At 45.9% G+C, this 22,228-nt stretch carries 17 protein-coding genes and 1 tRNA gene; 11 read left to right on the forward strand and 7 right to left on the reverse strand.

The window, feature by feature from the left end; all coding sequences use genetic code 11:
• Positions 1-59: 59 nt before the first annotated feature.
• From HMPREF2983_RS01575 to HMPREF2983_RS01610, 8 genes are all read left to right on the forward strand, one after another.
• A complete protein-coding gene (locus HMPREF2983_RS01575; protein WP_070666009.1) occupies positions 60-1,136 on the forward strand; it encodes a tetratricopeptide repeat protein in 1,077 nt (358 codons plus the stop codon).
• Positions 1,133-2,320, forward strand: a complete 1,188-nt coding sequence (locus tag HMPREF2983_RS01580; RefSeq protein ID WP_070666011.1) for a tetratricopeptide repeat protein — start codon at positions 1,133-1,135, stop codon at positions 2,318-2,320. The genes HMPREF2983_RS01575 and HMPREF2983_RS01580 overlap by 4 nt, the downstream gene beginning before the upstream one ends.
• Positions 2,317-3,636 carry a DEAD/DEAH box helicase gene (locus HMPREF2983_RS01585; protein WP_070666014.1) on the forward strand — a complete coding sequence of 440 codons (1,320 nt, stop codon included), beginning with the start codon at positions 2,317-2,319 and terminating at the stop codon, positions 3,634-3,636. Before HMPREF2983_RS01580 ends, HMPREF2983_RS01585 begins: the two co-directional genes overlap by 4 nt.
• 356 nt (positions 3,637-3,992) lie before the next feature.
• Complete coding sequence (gene serC / locus HMPREF2983_RS01590; protein WP_070666017.1) at positions 3,993-5,066, forward strand: 3-phosphoserine/phosphohydroxythreonine transaminase; 1,074 nt, start codon at positions 3,993-3,995, stop codon at positions 5,064-5,066.
• A gap of 62 nt (positions 5,067-5,128) precedes the next feature.
• Positions 5,129-6,046, forward strand: a complete 918-nt coding sequence (locus HMPREF2983_RS01595) for an NAD(P)-dependent oxidoreductase (RefSeq protein WP_070666020.1) — start codon at positions 5,129-5,131, stop codon at positions 6,044-6,046.
• A gap of 93 nt (positions 6,047-6,139) precedes the next feature.
• On the forward strand, positions 6,140-7,387 hold the full coding sequence (locus HMPREF2983_RS01600) for a DUF1015 domain-containing protein (RefSeq protein ID WP_070666024.1): 1,248 nt from the start codon (positions 6,140-6,142) through the stop codon (positions 7,385-7,387).
• Positions 7,388-7,390: 3 nt separating this feature from the next.
• Positions 7,391-7,981, forward strand: a complete 591-nt coding sequence (locus tag HMPREF2983_RS01605) for an IMPACT family protein (RefSeq protein ID WP_070666027.1) — start codon at positions 7,391-7,393, stop codon at positions 7,979-7,981.
• A 90-nt stretch (positions 7,982-8,071) separates the two neighbouring features.
• Positions 8,072-8,159, forward strand: a tRNA-Ser gene (locus tag HMPREF2983_RS01610).
• Between the two features lie 523 nt (positions 8,160-8,682).
• Here the strand turns inward: HMPREF2983_RS01610 and HMPREF2983_RS01615 are convergent.
• Positions 8,683-10,137: a PepSY domain-containing protein gene (locus tag HMPREF2983_RS01615; RefSeq protein WP_070666031.1), complete on the reverse strand. Its 1,455-nt coding sequence runs from the start codon at positions 10,135-10,137 to the stop codon at positions 8,683-8,685.
• Positions 10,138-10,488: 351 nt separating this feature from the next.
• Between HMPREF2983_RS01615 and HMPREF2983_RS01620 the strand changes: the two genes are divergently transcribed.
• Together HMPREF2983_RS01620 and HMPREF2983_RS01625 are read left to right on the forward strand one after the other, a co-directional pair.
• The gene (locus HMPREF2983_RS01620; RefSeq protein ID WP_004376655.1) at positions 10,489-10,968 is read left to right on the forward strand and encodes a MarR family winged helix-turn-helix transcriptional regulator; all 480 of its coding nucleotides are present in this window, start codon (positions 10,489-10,491) and stop codon (positions 10,966-10,968) included.
• A gap of 8 nt (positions 10,969-10,976) precedes the next feature.
• Positions 10,977-11,582, forward strand: a complete 606-nt coding sequence (locus HMPREF2983_RS01625) for a glutathione peroxidase (protein WP_070666034.1) — start codon at positions 10,977-10,979, stop codon at positions 11,580-11,582.
• Between the two features lie 111 nt (positions 11,583-11,693).
• Here the strand turns inward: HMPREF2983_RS01625 and HMPREF2983_RS01630 are convergent, their stop codons facing one another.
• The 5 genes from HMPREF2983_RS01630 to lon all read right to left on the reverse strand — a co-directional run bounded on the left by HMPREF2983_RS01630 (position 11,694) and on the right by lon (position 19,773).
• Complete coding sequence (locus tag HMPREF2983_RS01630; RefSeq protein ID WP_018919230.1) at positions 11,694-13,025, reverse strand: NADP-specific glutamate dehydrogenase; 1,332 nt, start codon at positions 13,023-13,025, stop codon at positions 11,694-11,696.
• Positions 13,026-13,269: 244 nt separating this feature from the next.
• On the reverse strand, positions 13,270-14,898 hold the full coding sequence (locus HMPREF2983_RS01635) for a DEAD/DEAH box helicase (RefSeq protein WP_070666052.1): 1,629 nt from the start codon (positions 14,896-14,898) through the stop codon (positions 13,270-13,272).
• A gap of 6 nt (positions 14,899-14,904) precedes the next feature.
• Positions 14,905-16,179, reverse strand: coding sequence for an LptF/LptG family permease (locus tag HMPREF2983_RS01640; RefSeq protein WP_070666054.1), 1,275 nt, complete (start codon positions 16,177-16,179; stop codon positions 14,905-14,907).
• Between the two features lie 7 nt (positions 16,180-16,186).
• Positions 16,187-17,314, reverse strand: a complete 1,128-nt coding sequence (tgt, locus tag HMPREF2983_RS01645) for a tRNA guanosine(34) transglycosylase Tgt (protein ID WP_070666037.1) — start codon at positions 17,312-17,314, stop codon at positions 16,187-16,189.
• Positions 17,311-19,773: an endopeptidase La gene (gene lon, locus HMPREF2983_RS01650; RefSeq protein WP_070666040.1), complete on the reverse strand. Its 2,463-nt coding sequence runs from the start codon at positions 19,771-19,773 to the stop codon at positions 17,311-17,313. Before lon ends, tgt begins: the two co-directional genes overlap by 4 nt.
• Before the next feature lie 148 nt (positions 19,774-19,921).
• Between lon and HMPREF2983_RS01655 the strand changes: the two genes are divergently transcribed.
• Positions 19,922-20,617, forward strand: a complete 696-nt coding sequence (locus HMPREF2983_RS01655; protein WP_018919226.1) for a tRNA1(Val) (adenine(37)-N6)-methyltransferase — start codon at positions 19,922-19,924, stop codon at positions 20,615-20,617.
• Between the two features lie 537 nt (positions 20,618-21,154).
• Here the strand turns inward: HMPREF2983_RS01655 and HMPREF2983_RS01660 are convergent.
• A complete protein-coding gene (locus HMPREF2983_RS01660) occupies positions 21,155-22,186 on the reverse strand; it encodes a diacylglycerol/lipid kinase family protein (protein WP_004376638.1) in 1,032 nt (343 codons plus the stop codon).
• Between the last annotated feature and the right edge of the window lie 42 nt (positions 22,187-22,228).

Raw genomic sequence — 22,228 nt, forward strand, 5'->3', positions numbered from 1 at the left:
TAAGGGGGATAGTGTGTGGTTTAGACCATGGCACTATCCTTTTTTCTTTCTTCTCCTTTATGAAGCGTTATCTTATCTTATCTTATCTTGTTTTCAGCATGGTTGTTTCGTTGCCATGTGTAGGGCAGGATGCCCGAAACACAGCAAAGAAATTGAATGCAGGTATAGACAGGCAATTAGGTAATCTGCCCTCTGTTCAGTCTGATACGGTAGCCTATTATAAGGCAATTGTACAGTTGATGAAAGATGCGGTGATATGCGATCACTTTGATGCAGCGGCAGATAAGAAAGGCAGAAGCAATCCCCGTTATCGCAATTCCAATCATAAGCGGCTGTCAGCTTACCTCCCTATGTTGGTTGATGCAGGCATGTATCAGTACGGGTTGCGCAAGAATGACGAGGCAATGCAGATATTCAAGCTCTATCTTGATTGCGTAGACAGTCCTCTTTTCCATGATAAAGACAATAACAGAGGCTTTGTTGCTTATTATGTAAGCCTGCTTTCTTATGGAAAAGAGAATTTCGCAGAAGCTGAGCGCTATGCTGATGTGGCTTTGAAAGATGCCAATTACGCTAAAGATGCTGCCGAAATCAAGATCAATTGCATGAAGACTCATCTCTATACGGATGTGGATTCTGCCAAATATATCACTGCACTGACAGCACTTCACGACATGGCACCAACCAATGATGTGTATTTCAAGATGCTGATAGACTACTATGCCGGTTTGAAAGACAGGCAGCAGCAATTGTATGAATTTGCTGCAGATGAGATATTGAAGCATCGTGACAACAAGCGTGCATGGGCCTTGAAAGGTGAGATTGAGATACAGGAACGGAAATGGGATGATGCAATTATGAGTTTCAAGCGGGCCGTGACATTGGACAGTACCTATGTTCAGGCGGTCTATGATGTTGGAATTTGCTATGTTTCCAAAGCCGAAGAATTGCGTGACAGTCTTGAGAGTGAGCGGAGAAGATTAGCTAAAAAAGACGTAAACCGCATAAAGGAACTCTATCAAACAGCACGGACTTGGCTGCTTCAAGCGTCAGTGCTCGATGAAAAACAGCAGATTGTAGAATGGAAAAAAATACTCAATGAGGTAGATAAAGTTTTAGGATTACAAACGAAATGAAGAAAATTCTTATTTGTGTGTTCATCTGTTTACCGCTGATAGCATGGGGACAGAAGAAGACGATGACCCAAGTCAAAGACTATATCAAGAGCGGAAAGAATCTCGATAAGGCCGAAAAGCTGATGACCGACTTACTCAATGACTCGTCATCTCGGGGTAATGAAAAGGTATGGCTATTGCTTTTCGAGTCTCAGCGCAAACAATATGATCAAGGAAACGAAAAGCTTTATCTGAAAGAAAAATATGACACAACGGCTCTTTTCCTTGTGGGAAAGCGCATGTTTGATACGCTCGAAGGCCTTGATTCGCTCGACAGGCTTCCTGATGCACGTGGAAAGGTGAAGCTGAAATATCGTGACCGTAGTGCAGAACTGCTGAACATATACCGTCCCAACTTGTTCAATGGTGGTGTGTTCTTTATGAAAAAGCACGATTTCTCACGTGCCTATGATTTTTTCGATACTTATATCAACAGTGCTGTAAAGCCAATGTTTGCCCGCTATCAATATGCAGAGCGTGACAAGCGATTGCCCGAAGCTGCTTATTGGGCCAGCTATTGTGGCTATAAATTGGAGAAACCGCAGCTCACTTTGCGTCATACTTACCAGGCATTGAAGGACTCTGTGCATCTGCCTTACATGTTACAGTATCTCTCCGAGACTTATAAATTGGAGAAAGACACGGCACGTTATGTGCAGACGCTAAAGGACGGCTTCTCTAAATATCCCAAATTCCCCTTCTTTTTCCCGCGACTGATAGATTATTACAGCCATATCGGTGCTTACGATGAGGCCATGAAGTCGTGTGATGAGGCACTGCAGACAGACTCTGTCAATACACTTTTCCGTTATGCCAAAAGCTCTTTGCTGTTGACAATGGGGCGTTATAAGCAGAGTTTTGCTATCAGTAAGGCGCTGATAGCCGAGAATGATACGCTTGCTGATGCCTATCTGAATGCTGGCTTGGCTTTGTTCGATCAGGCTGTCGAATTGGATAAGAAGACACAGTCTGGCTCAAAAAAGTATAATCAGATACTTGAACTGTATAGAAAAGCCATGCCTTATTTAGAGAAATATCGTGCCATGGCACCTGACCAGAAGGATAAATGGGCATTGCCTCTATATACAATATATCTGAATTTGAATATGGGCAAGCAGTTTGATGAAATAGATAAGTTGATATGAAGATAGAAAATATAATCCATAAGTTAGGCATTCAGCTCAATGAAATGCAGCAGGCGGCCATGGAAGCCATGTTGAATGGAAAGGACAATATGATAGTCTTGTCGCCTACCGGCTCTGGAAAGACCCTGTCTTATCTATTGCCTCTGACACAGTTGCTCGATGCCCAATCCGATGAAGTGCAGGCTGTTGTCGTGGTTCCAGGTCGTGAATTGGCCCAACAGTCGGCCACAGTGCTGAAGGATATGGGCTCCGGTCTGCGTGGAATGGCATGCTATGGTGGCCGTGCTGCAATGGATGAGCATCGCCGTTTGCGTGAAGTGAAACCACAGATTGTATTTGCAACGCCCGGCCGACTCAACGATCATCTTGATAAGGGCAATCTCCTTGCATCGGATATCCGCTTTCTTATCCTCGACGAATTCGACAAATGTCTTGAAATGGGCTTTCATGATGAGATGCAGGCACTGATGAGTAAGGTGCCCAAAGAGGTCAGAAGCATACTTCTTTCGGCCACTCCTGCAGAGGAACTTGGCGACCAGAAGATAGTCAACAGCTGTTTCAAGGTGCTCAATTTCCTACCCGAGGCAGAGCAGGTGCCTGACCGTGTGCATATATATAAGGTGGAAAGTCCGACGAAAGACAAACTCGAAACGCTGCAACAACTGTTGCTTTCATTTGGCGGACAGAGCACAATCGTCTTCTTGAACTATCGTGATTCCGTCGAACGGACGGCAAATTTCCTGATAGAAGCAGGTTTCTGTGTGAGTTTCTTCCATGGAGGCATGGAGCAGAAACAGCGTGAAGCCTCTCTCTATCGCTTCTCGAACGGCAGTGCGAACATCTTAGTCAGCACAGATCTTGCATCGCGTGGCCTTGATATTCCCGATATAGACAATATCGTCCACTATCATATTCCGGAGAGTGAAGACGGCTATATCCACCGTGTTGGGCGCACTGCGCGTTGGGACAAGCAGGGAAGGGCTTTCTTCATCCTGAATAGTCAGGAGCAGATACCAGCCTATGTGGATGCCGAAGTCGAAGACTATGCCGTCTCGGATGCCCCGCTTCGCCCGGCACTTCCAAGGAATATTACACTTTATATCGGTAAGGGAAAGAAAGACAAAGTGAGCAAGGCAGATATCGTCGGCTTTCTCTGTAAGAAGGGAGGCCTGCGTGCTGATGAGATAGGCCGTATTGATGTGAACGACCGTTACGCCTATGCTGCCGTTGCAAGAGATAAGGCTAAACAGGTGTTACGCCTTACGAAAGGCGAGAAGATCAAAGGTATCAGAACCGTGGTTGAGGAGGTTCGCTGATATTGTGAAATGCTGTTGCAGGATGATTTGAAAGTCGTTGATAGTCAACTTGTTGCATGTGTACGTCTGAAATGACGCATTTTGCCGTGTAAAGTGCCTTATTTCAGCGCCTGAGTTGCGTCACTTTACAGTGTAAGATGACTCATCTTGCAGCTTGAAGTGATGTGCTATGGAAGATGAGGTCTGCGCAATGGTTATTTTAGCAAAAGGTAATTACTTCTTAATAAAATAGTTGAATTCGGCAGAATAGCTGTAAAATAATGAGAAATAATTTGCTTTTTTGAAAATAAAGGCGTACATTCGCATTTGTAAAACTAATGATATCACGCATTAACAGAACTTAAAATTTTAATCAGATGAAGAAGTATAACTTTAATGCAGGCCCCTCAATGCTTCCCCGCGAAGTAGTAGAAAACACCGCAAAACAACTCCTTGATTTCAACGGAAGCGGTCTTTCACTGATGGAAATCAGTCACCGTGCAAAGGATTTTCAGCCTGTTGTAGATGAATGTGTAGCCCTTTTCAAGGACTTGTTGAGCATTCCTGACGGATATTCTGTCATCTTCTTAGGGGGTGGAGCATCGTTGCAGTTCATGCAGATACCGGCTAACTTCCTCATCAAGAAGGCTGCTTATGTGAATTCTGGTGTATGGGCAAAGAAAGCCATGAAAGAGGCGAAACTCTTCGGAGAGGTTGTAGAGGTGGCTTCTTCTGCCGCTTCCAATTACACGTTCTATCCTAAGAATTTCGAGTCAGATGTACCGTCTGACGTTGACTATCTGCACATCTGCTCGAACAATACGATTTATGGTACCGAGTATCGCAAGGACTTTGATGTCAAAATTCCTTTGATTGCCGACATGAGTTCGGATATAATGAGTCGTCCGGTTGACGTTTCCAAGTATAACGCTATCTATGCAGGTGCGCAGAAAAACATAGCCATGGCCGGTGTGACCGTCATCATCTTGAAAGACGAGGCCTTGGGAAAAGCTCCGCGTGAACTTCCCACAATGATAGATTACCGCACACATGTTGAAAAGGGATCTATGTTTAATACTCCTCCCGTTGTACCTGTCTATTCAATGCTTGAGAACCTGCGTTGGCTGAAGAAACATGGTGGAGTAGAGGCTGCCGACAAGCGTGCTCATGAGCGTGCTGAAGCACTTTATGCCGAAATTGACCGCAACAAGCTCTTCAAGGGCACGGTTGAAGAGGCTTCACGCTCTGTGATGAACATTTGTTTTGTCATGAACGAAGGCTATGAAGCGCTTGAAAAACCATTCCTTGACTTCGCTACAGAGCGTGGCATGGTAGGCATCAAGGGACATCGTTCTGTGGGTGGTTTCCGTGCAAGTTGTTATAATGCGCAGACCATGGAGGGTGTGAATGCACTCATACAGACCATGAGAGACTTTGAAGCACAGCATTAATTGAAATCTTACTTGTAGGGCGGACGTCGTTTCCGCCCTATGACATACTAAATCAAATGACTATGAAAGTATTGGTTGCAACCGAAAAACCTTTTGCAGCTGCAGCTGTTGAAGGCATTAAGAAAGAAGTGGAAAGTGCAGGACATGAGTTGGTTCTGCTCGAAAAATATACGGAGAAAGCTCAGCTTCTCCATGCCGTGAAAGACGCAGATGCCATGATTATCCGTTCAGATAAGGTTGACGCAGAGGTTCTTGACGCTGCCGAGAAGTTGCAGATTGTTGTCCGTGCGGGTGCAGGTTACGATAATATCGACTTGAAAGCAGCCACTTCGCATCATGTAGTGGCAGAGAACACACCGGGACAGAACTCTAATGCTGTTGCCGAATTGGTGTTTGGAATGCTCGTAATGGCTGTACGCAACTTCTATAATGGCAAGTCTGGCACGGAATTGAAAGGCAAGCGCCTTGGCATTCTGGCTTTCGGTAATGTGGGACGCAATGTTGCTCGCGTGGCCAAAGGCTTCGGAATGGAGGTCTATGCCTATGATGCTTTCTGTCCGGCTGATGTCATTGAGGCTGCCGGTGTGCATGCTTGTAAGAGCCAGAATGAACTCTTTGAGAGCTGCGATATCGTGAGTTTGCATATTCCTGCAACGCCCGAGACACTTAAAAGTATTGGCTATCAGTTGGTCAATAAGTTGCCGAAAGGCGGTGTTCTTATCAATACAGCTCGCAAGGAAGTTATCAATGAAGACGAATTGTTAAAGTTGTTGGCCGATAGAACCGACCTGAAATACGTCACGGATATCATGCCTGACGCCGATGCTGCATTCAAGAAGCTTGAAGGTCGCTATTTCTCTACGCCCAAGAAAATGGGTGCACAGACTGCCGAGGCTAACATTAATGCCGGTATAGCAGCTGCAAAGCAGATCAATGCTTACTTTGCTGACGGTTGCACAAAGTATCAAGTGAATAAATAAAGCAAAGAATTGACCATATCCTCCCAGGTCTTTTGTGGCATGACAAAAGGCTTGGGACATTTTGTTTAACCCTATTTCCAATATTTGTTTACTATGGTAAAAATCAAACCTTTCAAGGGATTGCGTCCTCCTCAGGCGCTCGTTGAGTTCGTAGAAAGTCGTCCTTACGATGTCTTAAGTTCTGAAGAAGCACGCAAGGAAGCCGGAACCAATGAGAAAAGTCTTTATCATATCACCCGACCTGAAATCAATTTCCCTGTAGGTACTGACGAACACGACCCTCGGGGCTATGAAAGTGCTGCCGAACAATTTGCAGAATTCCAGCAGAAAGGCTGGCTTATGCAGGACGAAAAGGAGCAATATTACATCTATGCACAGTCAATGAACGGTAAAACTCAATATGGGTTGGTTGTCGGGGCTAGCGTTTCAGACTATATGTCGGGTGTAATCAAGAAGCATGAACTGACTCGTCGCGAGAAAGAAGAAGACAGAATGAAGCATGTCCGTGCCTGCAATGCCAACATGGAACCGGTCTTTCTGGCCTATCCGGACAATGAAGTGCTCGATAAACTGCTTTGCCGTTACGCGCAGAACAAGCCCGAATACGACTTCATAGCACCCATTGACGGCTTTCATCATCAGTTCTGGGTGGTCAGTGATGATGCAGATATCGCCACCATTACAGCTGAATTTAACCGTATGCCCAATCTTTATATCGCCGACGGACACCATCGTTCTGCTGCAGCAGCACTTGTCGGAGCAGAGAAAGCACAGCAAAATCCGAACCATACAGGCTGTGAAGCTTATAATTACTTTATGGCGGTATGCTTTCAGACCAGTCAGTTGACGGTATTAGACTATAACCGTGTGGTGAAAGATCTCAATGGAATGTCGGCCGAAGCCTTTCTACATGCACTCGAAAAGAACTTCATCGTCACCTTGAAAGGCCATGAAGACTATCGTCCTCAAGAGCTACACGAGTTCTCACTTTACCTTGACAAGCAGTGGTATAGTTTGAAGGCAAAGGCCGGGACATACAATAATAATGATCCTATCGGCGTTTTAGATGTAGACATCTCCAGCAGATTAATCCTCGATGAACTGCTTGGCATCAAGGATTTACGGTCAGACAAGCGCATAGATTTCGTTGGAGGATTGCGTGGTTTGCAGGAACTGCGTCGCCGAGTGGACAGCGGTGAGATGCAAATGGCTTTGGCCTTGTATCCTGTCAGCATGCAGCAGATTATGGATATTGCCGACAGTGGTAAGATTATGCCACCCAAGGCAACTTGGTTTGAGCCTAAGTTGCGCAGTGGATTAGTAATCAATAAATTGGAATAAAGAGTGGAAGACCAATATCATACAATTTCAGAAAACATCGTAGGCGAGGGATATTACACCGAGAAGCGGAGTAAGTTCCTCGCTTTTGCGCATCATGTTGAAACGGTAGAAGAGGTGAAAAGCATTGTTTCTGCCTATCGCAAGCAGTATTATGACGCCCGACATTGCTGCTATGCTTACATGCTTGGCCCGGAACAAAAGGCATTTCGTGCCAATGATGATGGCGAACCGAGTTCTACTGCGGGTAAACCTATCCTCGGACAAATCAACAGTGCGGGGCTGACTGATATTCTTATTGTGGTTGTCCGCTATTACGGAGGCGTGAATTTAGGCACAGGCGGACTGATTGTTGCTTATCGAACGGCTGCTGCAGATGCCATTGCCAATGCCACAATTGAAGTGAGACAAGTGGAAGAAACCATTAAATATGACTTCACATATCCTATGATGAATGATGTCATGCGCATTGTGAAAGAAATGCAGCCGCAGGTGGTTGACCAGCAGTTTGATAACACTTGCAGCATCACCTTGCGCATCCGTAAGCGTGAGGCCGAGCAATTGAGGAGCCGACTCAACAAGCTTTCATTTGAATGATGAATGTATAATGTCTGTTAAATCCGTGTTTTCAGTCTTTTTTTCATGAGTTTCTTTCATCTTTTTTCATTACTTTTGCATTGCAATTCAGGAAGATTGGCAGAGTGACCGAATGCGCTGGACTCGAAATCCGGTATACGCTTTCCGCGTATCGGGGGTTTGAATCCCTCATCTTCCGCTTGATTTGAAGAAATATAACCGCTGCAGGAATGAGTCTTTGCAGCGGTTCTTTTGTCTGTAGAAGACACTGATGCTCCTTCGTGGTGCTTTACTTTTCACGGCATCTCCGTTTGATGATTATTCTTTACAAATGCCTTTCAGAGATTAACGTATTTGAAAAAGAAAACCATTTCGTTGGAAATACGCGAGTTTTGAGCCTTTGAAGCAACCGCTTGATATACAGAGTGTTGGAGCTGTTAGCCTTATTTTGAACGCTGTTCTGCTGTAAAACAGATGGTGACTTGCGTCAGATTAGCGTGTGAAGTGACTCAAATCACCCTTTAACCTGAGTCAAAACAGCATGCAATTTGGTGCATATTACAAGCTGATTTGCCTGATTTTGTCTTCGAAGTAGCCCGAAAAAAGGTTTCCGTCTCTGCTATTTGTGACAATAATCGCTGGATAATCGTTTCTTGATTTCTATTTGCACAGAAATCAGAGGCACTTTTTTCTGCAATTAATTCTTACAAAACAACCCTTTATCATGCTGTTTCCTCTTTCTTTTCCCGACGCTGACAGCGTATTTTCCAACCGCTCCAGAGGCACCATAGTATGGCAAGTCCGATGATGAAAATATAGAGAACATTGCCTATTCCGAGGAAGGTATAGATGCGTCCTGTGTGGATTTCAAGGCTAAGGTTGCGCAACGACATGGGCAGCTTCTGCATGGTTACGGGCATTTCAATGCTCTTGCAGCCTGTGTTATAGTCGACTACATACTCATATTTGCCGAAATCATTGCTGTAACCCGCAATGGCATGGTCGCTGATAGGTATGCCTTTGGGCGCTTGGGCAGGGCCATGTGTGAAGTAATCTGCAATGATATCCGTAGTGCGGTCCCATATATACATGCCACTGAACGAGCCAATCAGCCAGTAACCATTTTCATCTTGTGTCTCAACATTGATGCCCATGACGCTCACAGGAGGTTGATGTGTAATGGGGTGGGGCGTGGCCTGCAGGTCTTTAAGCGTGAAGAAACCGTTAGAACTGTAAAGAAGCCAGTCGCCTTGTGCTGCATCATACCGCAGTGAACGCAGTTGGTCGTTCCAGCTATTGTTGCTGTCCATCACCGAAAATGGCAGGGCCGGCACCCTTCCCGAAGCGATGGCAAGCAATGCAGGAGGGCGCAAAAGCCACCCTGTGACACAGAGAAACACGGTGAAAACAATGCTTATCCGTCCGATGTGATTGTGCCATGAGCCTGCTTTCTGATACAGATGAATCTTCTTCCCCCACTTGGGATGCACCCAGTAGATAATGCCTGTGAGAACAAGAAAAATGAGAATGAGGGCTATGAAGTCTACAAAAAGCACACCGAAGAAGCCAAACAGTTCGCCACTATGCAGTAGCCATACGGTGCGGAAAAGCGACACTTTGCCGTCATTGTTGATTGCAGGACGGAGCATGATGCGTTGAAACTGCCGGTAAGGTGGGGTGCTGAGATAGACGAAAGAGCGTCCGGTGATGAGCAAAGAGTCGCCTCTTGTTGTGATATCACTTAGTTTTTCGTGATTGCCGATGGGCAGATTGATGCTTTCCCAGCGGTTTCCTATGAGTTCGTATAGTCCGTATTGTCCTGCAGTAAAGACTCTTCCAGAAGGCATAAAGGCCATTCCACGCACGTTTCTGAAGTCGGCTCCGCTCGGCAGTCCTTGATTGAAATCATTGAACGACCTGGCTGTGCTGTCGGTTTGCCATATTCCTGCGTTTCCATAAAGGAGCACTTTGTCGTGCCATTTCACGGTGCCGCGAAGAAGTCCACGGTTCCATTGGCTATATTGATAGCTTTCGGGAAGATACGATCTGCTGATATTGATGTCGCTGAATAGGGCAGGATGGTTGAGCACAAGCCCTGAAAGACAAAACATGAGCAGGAAGAAGCTGAGCAGAATGCCCAGCCATTTATGATGTTTATGCCATGTGGTCTTTTTCATTTCCTATGGAATTAAATGCTGCTAAGACTGCAAAGTTACAATGTTTTTCGTTATTCAAGCATGTTTCTGTGTTGTATTTATCCTCTGTTTCAATATTTTTTACGGGGTTGTCTTACTTTAAATTAAATGTTGTTCTGTCGCTTACGATGAGAGTTAATAAGGCTTAAATGTGATTGCTTTTATTTGTTTGCTTGACTTTTTTACGTATCTTCGCATCGAAGACGATATATGTAACAGGCTGACACGTAAGAATTTCAGAGACAACAGGCGATATGTGGCTGTTGATGTGATACTTTTCGGTGTATTAAATGTGAACAAGAAATAAAATATAATCATTCAGAATAGCGTATTATGGCATTCGAACAATTGAAATTAAGTAGTCAGATTTGCTTTCGACTCTATTCGGCAAGCAGGCTCGTAACGCAGACGTATAAGCCGTTTCTCGACAAACTGGGGATTACATATCCGCAGTATTTGGTGCTGATGGTGCTTTGGGAGACCGACAATCAGCCTGTTAATGACATTGCACATAAGCTGCTTTTGGAGACCAACACGGTGACGCCGCTCATTCAGCGCATGGAGAAAATGGGATTGGTCATCCGTACAAAAGGCATCGTTGATACGCGACAGCGCATCGTTTCATTGACCAAGGAAGGAAAAGCCATGGAGAAAGAGGCTGCTAAAGTGCCTGCCTGTATGCTTGAACATTTCGCTGATTGCGGACTGAAGAAAGAAGAAGTGTTCCGATTGGTGCCACTTCTTGATGAGGTAATCAACAGATTGAAAGACCATACAAAAGATGATTTTACAACTTCTAAAACTAAAAAATAAGTAAAAAGATGAAAAGATTTCTCGTAGTATTCTTGGCTTTTGTTGCCTTGACAGCATCAGCACAGAGCGATGTTTACGGCTTTAAGGTGGCCGATGAAAATAATAAGGAAGTGGAATTGGGACAGTGGAAAGGTAAGGTGTTGTTGATTGTCAACACGGCAACGAAATGCGGTTTCACACCCCAGTATAAGGAACTTGAGGCCTTATATCAGAAGTATCAGGCAGAAGGTTTCTGCATTTTGGATTTCCCATGCAATCAATTTGGACAGCAGGCACCTGGCAGTGCGGCAGAGATACATCAGTTCTGCACGGCGAATTTTGATGTTCATTTTCCTCAGTTTGCCAAGATTGAGGTGAATGGTCCCCATGAAAGTCCGCTCTATTCTTATTTGAAGCGAGAGGCGGGTTTCGTGGGTTTCGGCTTTGGAAAGAAAGCAGAATTCATGGATAAAATGCTCAAGAAGAGCGATCCTATGTATGCTTCGAAGCCGGATATCAAGTGGAATTTCACGAAATTCCTTATCAATAGGAAAGGTAAAGTGATAGCACGTTTTGAGCCTACTGCTGATATGAAAGAGGTTGAAGAGGCTGTTGCGAAATCATTAAAAGACTGAAAAACGGAAGGCCTTAGTGCTTTCTTTCTGTATAATAGACAAACAGAAAAGGGGAGAAGCCGTGATGGTTTCTTCCCCTTTTTTATTTTGTTATGCAGTGGGATGCTGCGTTCAGACAATTCCTTGCGCCATCATTGCCTTGGCAACCTTTAGGAAACCGGCGATGTTTGCACCTTTGACGTAGTTGATATAGCCGTCAGCTTCGGTGCCATATTTCACACAATTGGCGTGAATATCGTCCATAATGGCGTGGAGCTTGGCATCAACTTCCTCACGTGACCACTTCAATCGTTCTGAATTCTGGCTCATCTCAAGGCCTGAAACGGCTACACCGCCTGCGTTGGAAGCCTTTCCCGGACAATAAAGTATCTTCGCGTCTTGGAATACTTTGGTAGCTTCGGGGGTAGTTGGCATGTTTGCACCTTCGCTGATGGCTATCACACCATTGGCAACAAGCGCCTTGGCAGCCTCTTCGTTGATTTCGTTCTGTGTGGCACATGGCGTTGCAATGTCGGCCTTTTCGAACCAAGGTTTGCCTTCAGAATATTTGACTCCGTATTTCTCGGCATATTCCCTGATACGTCCTCTTTCTACATTTTTAAGTTCCATGATATAGGCAAGTTTTTCCTCGTCAATGCCATCCGGATCATAGATATAGCCGTCGGAGTCGGAGCAGGTGACGGGTTTTGCACCCAATTGCAGCAGCTTTTCAATGGTGTATTGTGCCACATTGCCGGCTCCCGACACGAGGACAGTCTTGCCTTTCAGGTCGATATTGCGGGTCTTGAGCATATTCTCCAAGAAATAAACGTTGCCATATCCTGTTGCTTCGGGACGTATCAACGAACCGCCAAACTCCTGTCCTTTGCCGGTAAGAATGCCTGAGAATTGGTGGGTTAGCTTTTTATATTGGCCAAAGAGATAGCCTACCTCGCGGCCACCTACACCGATATCACCGGCCGGAACATCCTCGTTCGGCCCGATATGGCGATAGAGTTCGTTCATGAAAGCTTGGCAGAAGCGCATGACTTCAGCATTACTTTTGCCACGAGGAGAGAAGTCGGAACCGCCTTTTGCACCGCCCATCGGCAGGGTTGTCAATGAATTTTTGAACGTTTGTTCAAAAGCAAGAAACTTCAAAATAGAGAGGTTTACAGAGCGATGAAAGCGCAATCCGCCTTTGTATGGGCCGATAGCGTTGTTGTGTTGGATGCGATATCCCATGTTGGTCTGCACGTTTCCTTTGTCGTCTACCCATGTAACGCGGAACTCAATAAGGCGGTCGGGAATGCAAATTCGCTCGATAAGGTTTGCTTTTTCAAATTCGGGATGCTTGTTGTACTCTCCTTCAATCGTGCCAAGTACCTGACTGACAGCCTGAATATATTCAGGTTCGTTAGGAAATCTGACCTTCAGTTTTTCTACAACTTCTGTTGCTTTCATAATCTTTTTCCTTTTTATAGTTTGCTCGAATAACTTTCTCTATTTTGTGATTGCAAAGTTATAGAATTCTATTTGAAATGCAAACAAAAAGAAAGTTTTTTGTTGTGAATAGTGTGAAATAGTTAGTTGATGACAAGAAAGATGAGGTGGCAGCGCTACTATAGGGTTGATATGGTTTGTATTAAATAAAAAAGAGGGAAGCCTGTACAGTTTCCCTCTTGCATAGTATGTTGCCTGTCGCAATTTATTTCATTCTGAAAATCTTCTTCAAGAACTTCTTGATGCCGCTTTCCGACTTTGTTTTCTGTGTGACAGTTGGGTTGCTTTGTGAGTGGTTCTGGCGCTTTTCAGCCTGTGGATTGTTGCGTTTCTTGTAGTTACCTTCCACATTTCCGCGACGCTTTTTGCGTTGTTGCTGTTCACCATTACGTGGTTTTGCTGCATTTCTCGACTCGTTAGGCCTACCGTTGCGTGGCTCGTTGTTGCGTTTGTCACCACGGGTGTCGGCATTTCTGTTGCCCCGCTGGTTCCTGTTATTTTGTGGATTGCGCTCTTTGCTGTTGCGCTGTTCCTTGTTTGTTTCAGTGCCGTTGGACTGCATTTCAGCATTGTTGTTGCGCTGACGGCGGTTCTGCTGCTTCTTGTCCTTATGCGAAGTGCGGTCTCGGTTGTCGCGACGTCGGCTCTTGGCAGAACTGCCACGCTTCGGCTTTCCTGCTGACTTATACTCTGGCCCGTCGCCCAATCCAACTGGCAGTGGTGTCTTCTCAACTTCTTTTTCAAGGAATTTTTCAATCTGTTGGAAGTAATAAATGTCGTCTTCGGAAACGAAAGTGATGGCTGATCCTTCGCGCGCAGCACGTGCAGTACGGCCGATACGATGCACGTAGTCTTCGGCATCGTGGGGCACATCATAGTTGATGACCATGGCGATATCATCGATATCTATGCCTCGGGCCACGATGTCTGTAGCTACAAGCACGTCGAATTGACCGCTCTTGAACTTGAACATGACGTCGTCGCGGGTAGCCTGGTCAAGGTCGGAGTGCATTTCACCGCAGTTGATATGCTTGCGTTGAAGGGCCCCTGCAACCTGTTTCACTTTCAGCTTACTGCCGCAGAAGATGATGACACGCTCGAGATCGCCATTCTTGAAGATGTCTTTAATGATGCCCATCTTCTGCGTTTCATAGCATACATAGGCACTCTGCTTAATCTTTTCTGCGGGTTTGCTGACAGCGAGTTTAATGACTTTCGGGTTCTTGAGCAATGTCTTTGCAAGGTCTTCAATCTTATCCGGCATCGTTGCAGAGAACATAATGGTCTGGCAAGTCTGTGGAAGTTTCTTGGCAATCTTAATGATATCATCAGAGAAACCCATGTCGAGCATACGGTCGGCTTCATCGAGAATGAAGAACGAAACCTTGCTCAAATCCACATTTCCCAAGCTGATATGTGAGATAAGACGGCCCGGAGTAGCGATGACAACATCGGCTCCTAATTGCAGACTTTTCAGCTCTTGATCATATCGGTTGCCGTCATTCCCGCCGTAAACAGCCACACTGCTCACGCCATTGAGATAGTAGCCGAAGCCTTGCATGGCCTGGTCTATCTGCTGGGCTAACTCTCGTGTAGGGCTCATGATGAGGCAGTTAATGGCTTTATCGGGATACCCTCCGTCGTCAAGTTTGCTCAGAATAGGGAGCAGATAGGCTGCCGTTTTGCCGGTTCCTGTCTGTGCTACTCCCAGAACATCATTGCCTTTGAGGATTTCGGGAATACAGTTTTCCTGCACCGGTGTGCACTTTTCGAAGCGCATATCATAGAGTGCATCAAGGACATTGTCGTTTAATTCTAATTCGTCAAAATACATAATCATTTAATTTGGCGCCTGTCTGTAGCAGAAATAAGCTACGACGGCGAAGATGAAGTTTGGTATCCATGCGGCAATAACAGGTGGAAGATTGGCATTGATAGCAAACGTTGATGATACGGTCTGCAACATAATATACCCGAAACTCAGGGCCAGACCGATGCCCAGATACAAGCCCATGCCGCCTTTTCTCTTTTTGGCGGAGAGCGAAAGACCGATAATGGTCAGGATAAAGGATGCGAAACTGGCTGCTATTCGCTTGTGGTATTCCACCTGATACTGTACCACATTGCTTGATCCTCTGTCGATTTGTTTGGAGATATAATCACTCAGTTCGGGGTTTGTGAAAGTCTCCTGTTGGCCTTTGGAATACACGAGGTCGGTTGGTTCCATCATGATGGTTGTGTCCTTTTTCTCCCCGTTTTCAATCTGTTCCCGATAGCCGTTGAACTTCCTGATCTTGTAGTTCAATGCTGTCCAATGATACTTGGAGTCACTGATCGTGTCGTATTGTATCTCCGTTGCTGTCATGTGGCTTACGAGTTTCTTGTCTTGAAACTTATCCAAAGAGAAGCCATAACCTCGTTTGGTGTTATTGTCATACTGCTGGATATAGGCGATAACACCACTCCCAACCTGCAGCATGACATTGTCGGCTGCCGTATTTTTCTTGTTGTTCTTATACAGAGATTCGAAGTCTTGGCGTATGACATTGCTGTGCGGAATCACGTAACCGCTGAGATAGAATGACACGGCTGAAATCAGAATACATGTAATCATATAGGGGCGCATCAGCCGTTTGAATGAGACACCTGCGGCCAACATTGCTATAATCTCACTGTTCCCGGCTAACTTCGAGGTGAAGAAAATCACGGCGATGAACACGAAAAGCGGACTGAACAGATTGGCAAAATAAGGGATGAAGTTCATGTAGTAGTCGAACACAATGGCTTTCAATGGCGCATGGTATTCGCTGAATTTTGCCAAGTTCTCATTGATGTCAACAACAATTGATATGCTGATAATCAGTGCAATGGAATAGATATAAGTTCCTATGAACTTCTTGATGATATACCAATCCAAGCGTTTGATGTAGCGGAAAGGATTGATGAAACGGAGCCACGACAAGTTCCTGCCGATCCGTTTCGCCATGCGTTGCAGCCAAAGAGTATGGGCCTCGAGCCAGCGAAACAAGCGGTGCAGCCAGGCCGGATGTTTGCTCATCCAGCGCAACACGCGATACCATTTGGTGTGTTTCCTTATCTTACTGAATTCAGTCATCTTGATTTTATAAACGTTGCCCAAGCTGATCTATGACCGACTTCTTCCATGTGACAAAGTCGCCCTGCTCAATATGCTGCCGTGCATCGGTCACTAAGCGCAGGTAGAAAGCCAAGTTATGAATGCTTCCAATCTGCATGGCCAACAGTTCCTTCGCCTTGAAGAGGTGGTGAAGATAAGCTTTGGTGTAGACTCTGTCAACATCACAGCCCGCCGGATCAATCGGTGTAAAGTCGTTTTCCCATTTCTTGTTGCGCATGTTCATCGTACCATTATAGGTAAAGAGCAATGCATTGCGTCCGTTTCGCGTAGGCATCACACAGTCAAACATATCTACACCGCGCTCGATAGCTTCGAGAATGTTCTGCGGAGTGCCTACTCCCATGAGGTAACGAGGCCTGTCTTTTGGCAGAATTTCATTGACAACCTCAATCATTTCATACATTACTTCAGTCGGTTCGCCTACAGCCAGACCGCCGATAGCGTTTCCATCCGCCCCTTTGTCTGCGACAAACTTGGCTGCTTCCTGTCGTAGATCCTTGTAAGTGCAGCCTTGCACGATAGGGAAAAGACTCTGGTTGTAGCCGTAGAGAGGTTCGGTTTCATTGAAGCGCTTGATGCATCGGTCGAGCCAACGCTGTGTCATACCGAGACTTTTCTTGGCATATTGATAGTCACTCTTGCCGGGTGGACACTCATCGAAAGCCATCATGATGTCCGCACCGATAATCCTTTCCGTGTCCATCACGTTTTCCGGAGTGAAGATATGCTTGCTTCCGTCGATATGTGACTGGAAAGTGCAGCCCTCTTCTGTAAGCTTTCGAATGCCCGTCAGTGAGAAAACCTGAAATCCTCCGCTATCCGTCAGGATGGGACGTTCCCATCCATTGAAGCCATGAAGACCTCCGGCTTGGCGCAATATGTCAAGTCCGGGACGCAAATACAAATGATATGTGTTGCCAAGAATAATCTGGGCATTCACCTGTTCGCGTAGTTCGCTGAAATGAACTCCCTTTACTGTTCCTGCCGTTCCCACGGGCATGAAGATTGGTGTCTTGATTTGTCCGTGGTCTGTCGTGATGATGCCCGTCCTTGCATCACTGGCGTTGTCGGTATGCTGAACTTCAAATGTCATTTCTTTTCCTCTTTTTCTTCAGGTATCGTGAGTGTAACAGCGTTGTCAACCAACTTGTCTGTAAGGGCGAAATCCCACACCTGCTGAATGTTCTCTACGTAGTGGAACTCCACATTCGTGCGGTATTTCTCTGGAATTTCCTCAATGTCCTTCATGTTTTCCTTACACATCACGATGTCTGTAATGCCGGCACGCTTGGCTGCCAATATCTTTTCCTTGATACCGCCGACAGGAAGCACCTTGCCACGCAGGGTAATCTCGCCCGTCATGGCCGTGTTCTTGCGCACTTTGCGCTGCGTAAGTGCTGAGGCTATCGATGTTGCAATCGTGATACCGGCCGACGGGCCGTCTTTCGGAGTGGCTCCTTCGGGCACGTGGATATGGATGTTCCAATTGTCGAAAACGCGATAGTCAATGCCCAATTTGTCTACATGTGCCTTGACATATTGCAGTGCAATCATGGCCGACTCTTTCATTACGTCGCCTAAGTTGCCTGTCAATGTGAGCTTGTTGCCCTTACCTTGGTTGAGGGAGGTCTCAATAAAGAGGATTTCTCCGCCTACACTGGTCCATGCCAGGCCTGTAACCACGCCTGCATAGCCGTTACCCTGGTAGATGTCGCGATAGAAAGGCGCCTTTCCAAGCAGGCTTTCTATCTTGTCTGCTGTGATGTCTGAATTTTCAATCTCGCCCTTGATCGCTTTCTGATAGGCTAATTTGCGCAAGGCTTTATTGATTTGTTTCTCCAATTGGCGCACGCCGCTTTCGCGTGTGTACTGTTCGATAATCTTTTCAAGTGCGGCCTTGTTGAACTTTATCTTCGGTTCGTTGTTCGCAAGTCCGTTGTTCTCAAGCTCACGAGGGACAAGATGCCGCTTGGCAATCTCAATCTTCTCCTCCGTGATATAACCGCTCACTTCGATGACTTCCATGCGGTCGAGCAGTGGGCGGGGAATGGTGTTGAGGTCATTGGCCGTAGCAATGAAGAGCACTTTCGACAAGTCATAGTCAACATCAAGATAGTTGTCGTGGAACGCATTGTTCTGTTCGGGGTCGAGCACCTCTAATAATGCCGATGAAGGGTCACCGTTGATAGTGTTCTGAGTGACTTTATCTATTTCGTCAAGAATGAAGACCGGATTGCTCGAACCGGCCTTTTGAATGTTCTTGATAATGCGTCCCGGCATTGCACCGATATAGGTTCTGCGGTGTCCGCGGATTTCAGATTCGTCGTGAAGTCCGCCCAATGACATGCGCACATATTTGCGGTTCATGGCCTCGGCAATGCTCTTTCCCAATGAAGTCTTGCCCACACCGGGAGGCCCGTAGAGGCAAAGAATGGGTGATTTCAAGTCGCCACGCAGTTTCAGTACAGAGATATATTCGAGAATTCTCTCCTTTACTTTCTCCATACCGTAGTGGTCATGGTTGAGCACTCGCTCTGCTTTCTTCAGGTTGAGATCGTCTTTCGTATAGACCCCCCAAGGCAGATTGACCATGTTCTGCAGGTAGTTGAGCTGCACACTGTATTCAGGACTCTGCGGATTGTAAAGCTCCAACTTGTCGAGTTCCTTGTAGAATGCCGTCGCAACTTCTTCATTCCATTTCTTATCCTTGGCCTTCTCCAAAAGCTCACGATGTTCAGGTGAACCGTCACCATGGCCGAGTTCTTCCTTGATATTCTTGATTTGCTGTTGCAGGAAGTATTCGCGCTGCTGCTCATCAAGGTCCATTCGTGTCTTCTGACGTATCTCCTGCTTGAGTTTCAGCAGTTGAGTTTCGCGGTCAAGTATTTTAAGCAGACTGTAAGCCCGTTTTTCTGTATCATCAATTTCAAGCAGTTTCATCTTGTCTTTGATGCTGAACGGCAGCGTGCTGCACACATAGTTGATTGTGACCACTTTGTTTTGAATGCTCGACAAAGCAAACTGTGCCTCGTCGGGCATGTCTTCATTGAGTCCGATATACTCTTTGGCGCTCTTCTTCACCGTTTCGCAAACAGTGATAAACTCCTTTTCTTTTTCGCTCGGGAGCTGCTCGGGATTTGGTGAAACGATACCGGCAAAGAACGGTTTCATCTTCGTAAGACTCTCCAACATGCAGCGGCCGAGTCCCTGAACGATAGCCGTGAGGTTGTTTCCCGGCCCGGGCATCTCAATCACTTTGACCACTTTGGCATATACACCGGTAGTGTAGAGGTCGTTGAAAACCGGATTATCAACATTGGAGTCACGCTGACAGAAGATGCAGAATATGGTATCCGGATGCTTGTCAAGATGCTTGATGAGTTTCACGCTGGCTTCTCTGCCCACAAGAATAGGGGAGACAACGCCGGGGAAAACCACCAGATTGCGAGTGGTAAGAATAGGAACCTCGCCCAAAACATTCGTGTTGAGGAGATTCGAAATGTCGCCTTCGTAGTCGGCAATCATTTGTATTGATGTATTTTTGTTGTTCATTTTGCTACTTGAAAACTAATGGTGTGCAAAGATACGCTTTTTTAATCAGAAACTTGGCAAACGTCAGCATAAAATGCTTTTAATAATGTGTAAATCCGTAAAATGTATAAAATAAACGGTCAATTTCTACGTTAAAGAGGGTAGGAATATGAGTAACAGTGTCTTCAAATTCAAGAAGTTTGCCGTCAATCAAGACCAGTGTGGCATGAAAGTAGGCACCGATGGCGTGCTGTTGGGGGCGTGGGCGCGTGGTGGAAACCGTGTTCTTGACATCGGAACAGGTACGGGGGTGATTGCATTGATGCTGGCCCAGCGCTTTCCCGAAGCCAAGATAACGGCTATCGACATTGCAGAAGAAGCCTGCCGACAGGCCAAAGAAAACGTTTCAGCCAGTCTGTTTGCACATCAGGTGCAGGTGGAACAGACCTCATTGCAGGAGTTTGAAAGTGCCGAACGGTTTGACTGCATTGTCAGCAATCCTCCTTTTTTCGTTAATTCTCTGCCAAATCCCGATGCCGCTCGCAGCATGGCACGCCATACTGCCACGTTGTCTTATCGCATGCTTTTTGCCGGAGTGAAGCGGTTGCTGACTCCTTTGGGATGCTTTTCGGCCATTATTCCTGCCGACTGTCAGTCGCAGTTTGTGGCTGAAGCTACGCTCACGGGCTTTTCTCTGTCGCGTGTCTGTGGGGTGAAAACGGTGGAGCGGAAGCCTGTGAAGCGTTATCTCTTGGAGTTTCAGCAGGCATATTGTGCTGAGCGCGAAGAGGAAACCGTCTGTCTGATGCAGCAAGGGGAGCGTTCGGAATGGTATCAATGTCTGACAGAAGATTTTTATTTGTAGCCTCTTGAAAATGATATTGTAATTTATTTAACAAAACGTCGTCTTAGATTTCAATATTCCCGACGAAAAGTTTTCTCGTTTCAAATACGCGAGTTTTGAACGGGTTTGTAATGTTCTGACATACAAGGTGTTGTGCTTCTTGTCTAATTTTAGTTTAGAAAAAGGCACAGAAAGCGGTGCTGTTTCATGTCATTTTACCCTCTGATTTGCCTTGTTTTACACTGTGTTTTGCGTCATTAAGCACGGTAATCTGCATCAGATTGCAAGGTCTTTTGCGTCAAGTTACAGCATCGGGCAATTGAAGCGGAGGACTGATATCGGTCAAAACGCTTTGTTGCATCCTGAAAAGCACTCTTTCATTTTCTATTTGTGGAGTTTTGAAAGGTGTCTTTTTTGGTTATAATAATTTACAAATAAGAGTCCCGTTAGTTCTGTTTCGTCATTCAGAAAGCCTTGTTGAAACTTATAATTTGCCCATGATATCATGTTTTTCCCATAGGAAAGTCAGGGAAGAATGGTTGATTTTATTGCGTTTTCTTAGAGATTCAATCTCCTTTGTATCTTCTTGTTGATTGCCAATATGTGCCTGCTCTGGCGGTTGATATCTTTGCGAAGGCTGTTGAATTCATTGAAAAGGTCGGCTGCAGCATTCTGAATTGCGTTTGGTCTACGCAGTCGTTTGTCGCCGTGAGGGTTCACGATGATGTTGATGCCCTTCTCTTTCAATTCCACTTCAATGTCTTCACCGGTCATTACGGGGTCGCCATCGTAGTGGATATAGCCCGGTTTGTTGCGGTGGATGTGCAGGTGTTTGCAGCGGAAAGTCTTGATTTTAGAGTTCTTGTCGAGTGTCTTGTTGAACATGTCGATGCTGATCTGCGGTGCTTCAAAGGCATCAAAAGGCTGCATGACGATGATATCCATGAGTCCGTCGCTCATGGAAGCCTGCGGTGCAATATAGGCATTGTTGCCATATTGTGAGGCATTGGCACACGAAATGAGAAAGGCTTTGAGTCGTGTGGTGCCGCTTTCATCACGGATTTCATAGGTTTCAGGCTTGTATTTCAGGCCCTCTTTCAATACGTTTTCCACGTAGGTGATAGGGCCGCGCTTGCCTGCTTCGGCAAACTTATGGCTGACGAAAGCGTCAAAGCCCATGCCACAGGTGCAGAAAAACGGGTGCTCATTAATGATGCCGTAATCGAGTTGATGAATTTCGCAGGCGTTGATAATCTTGATTGCCTTAGCCATGTTGAGGGGTAACAGCAAATGACGGGCAAGCCCATTTCCCGAACCACAGGGGATAATGCCCAAGGCAGTCTGTGAATGAACGATAGCGCGTGCCACCTCGTTGACCGTTCCGTCACCGCCCACAGCAACGACAATGTCGACATGGTTGTCCTTAGCTTCAGTGGCAATCACGCTGGCATGTCCCGCATATTCAGTGAGTTTGATTTCATAGTCGAAAGCTTCGTGGTCAAGATAGCGTTCAATCAGTTTGGGAATTCCGGCTTTGCTGGCCGTTCCCGAAATGGGGTTCATAATGAAAATAATCTTTTTTTTCTCCATCTGCTGTTTTTCTTTAACTGAGAAAAGCATTCGCATAGCATG

The organism is Prevotella sp. HMSC077E09, from assembly GCF_001814685.1.
Lineage (GTDB): Bacteria > Bacteroidota > Bacteroidia > Bacteroidales > Bacteroidaceae > Prevotella > Prevotella oris.

What these genes read in the sequence shown, in the direction of transcription:
- HMPREF2983_RS01655 (WP_018919226.1), top strand. Translation starts at nt 19,922, where the DNA reads ATGAGTAACAGTGTCTTCAAATTCAAGAAGTTTGCCGTCAATCAAGAC.
- HMPREF2983_RS01585 (WP_070666014.1), top strand. Translation starts at nt 2,317, where the DNA reads ATGAAGATAGAAAATATAATCCATAAGTTAGGCATTCAGCTCAATGAA.
- HMPREF2983_RS01575 (WP_070666009.1), top strand. Translation starts at nt 60, where the DNA reads ATGAAGCGTTATCTTATCTTATCTTATCTTGTTTTCAGCATGGTTGTT.
- HMPREF2983_RS01660 (WP_004376638.1), bottom strand. Translation starts at nt 22,186, where the DNA reads ATGGAGAAAAAAAAGATTATTTTCATTATGAACCCCATTTCGGGAACG.
- serC (WP_070666017.1), top strand. Translation starts at nt 3,993, where the DNA reads ATGAAGAAGTATAACTTTAATGCAGGCCCCTCAATGCTTCCCCGCGAA.
- HMPREF2983_RS01640 (WP_070666054.1), bottom strand. Translation starts at nt 16,179, where the DNA reads ATGACTGAATTCAGTAAGATAAGGAAACACACCAAATGGTATCGCGTG.
- HMPREF2983_RS01630 (WP_018919230.1), bottom strand. Translation starts at nt 13,025, where the DNA reads ATGAAAGCAACAGAAGTTGTAGAAAAACTGAAGGTCAGATTTCCTAAC.
- HMPREF2983_RS01615 (WP_070666031.1), bottom strand. Translation starts at nt 10,137, where the DNA reads ATGAAAAAGACCACATGGCATAAACATCATAAATGGCTGGGCATTCTG.
- HMPREF2983_RS01635 (WP_070666052.1), bottom strand. Translation starts at nt 14,898, where the DNA reads ATGTATTTTGACGAATTAGAATTAAACGACAATGTCCTTGATGCACTC.
- HMPREF2983_RS01580 (WP_070666011.1), top strand. Translation starts at nt 1,133, where the DNA reads ATGAAGAAAATTCTTATTTGTGTGTTCATCTGTTTACCGCTGATAGCA.
- HMPREF2983_RS01620 (WP_004376655.1), top strand. Translation starts at nt 10,489, where the DNA reads ATGGCATTCGAACAATTGAAATTAAGTAGTCAGATTTGCTTTCGACTC.
- HMPREF2983_RS01625 (WP_070666034.1), top strand. Translation starts at nt 10,977, where the DNA reads ATGAAAAGATTTCTCGTAGTATTCTTGGCTTTTGTTGCCTTGACAGCA.
- HMPREF2983_RS01595 (WP_070666020.1), top strand. Translation starts at nt 5,129, where the DNA reads ATGAAAGTATTGGTTGCAACCGAAAAACCTTTTGCAGCTGCAGCTGTT.
- lon (WP_070666040.1), bottom strand. Translation starts at nt 19,773, where the DNA reads ATGAACAACAAAAATACATCAATACAAATGATTGCCGACTACGAAGGC.
- tgt (WP_070666037.1), bottom strand. Translation starts at nt 17,314, where the DNA reads ATGACATTTGAAGTTCAGCATACCGACAACGCCAGTGATGCAAGGACG.
- HMPREF2983_RS01600 (WP_070666024.1), top strand. Translation starts at nt 6,140, where the DNA reads ATGGTAAAAATCAAACCTTTCAAGGGATTGCGTCCTCCTCAGGCGCTC.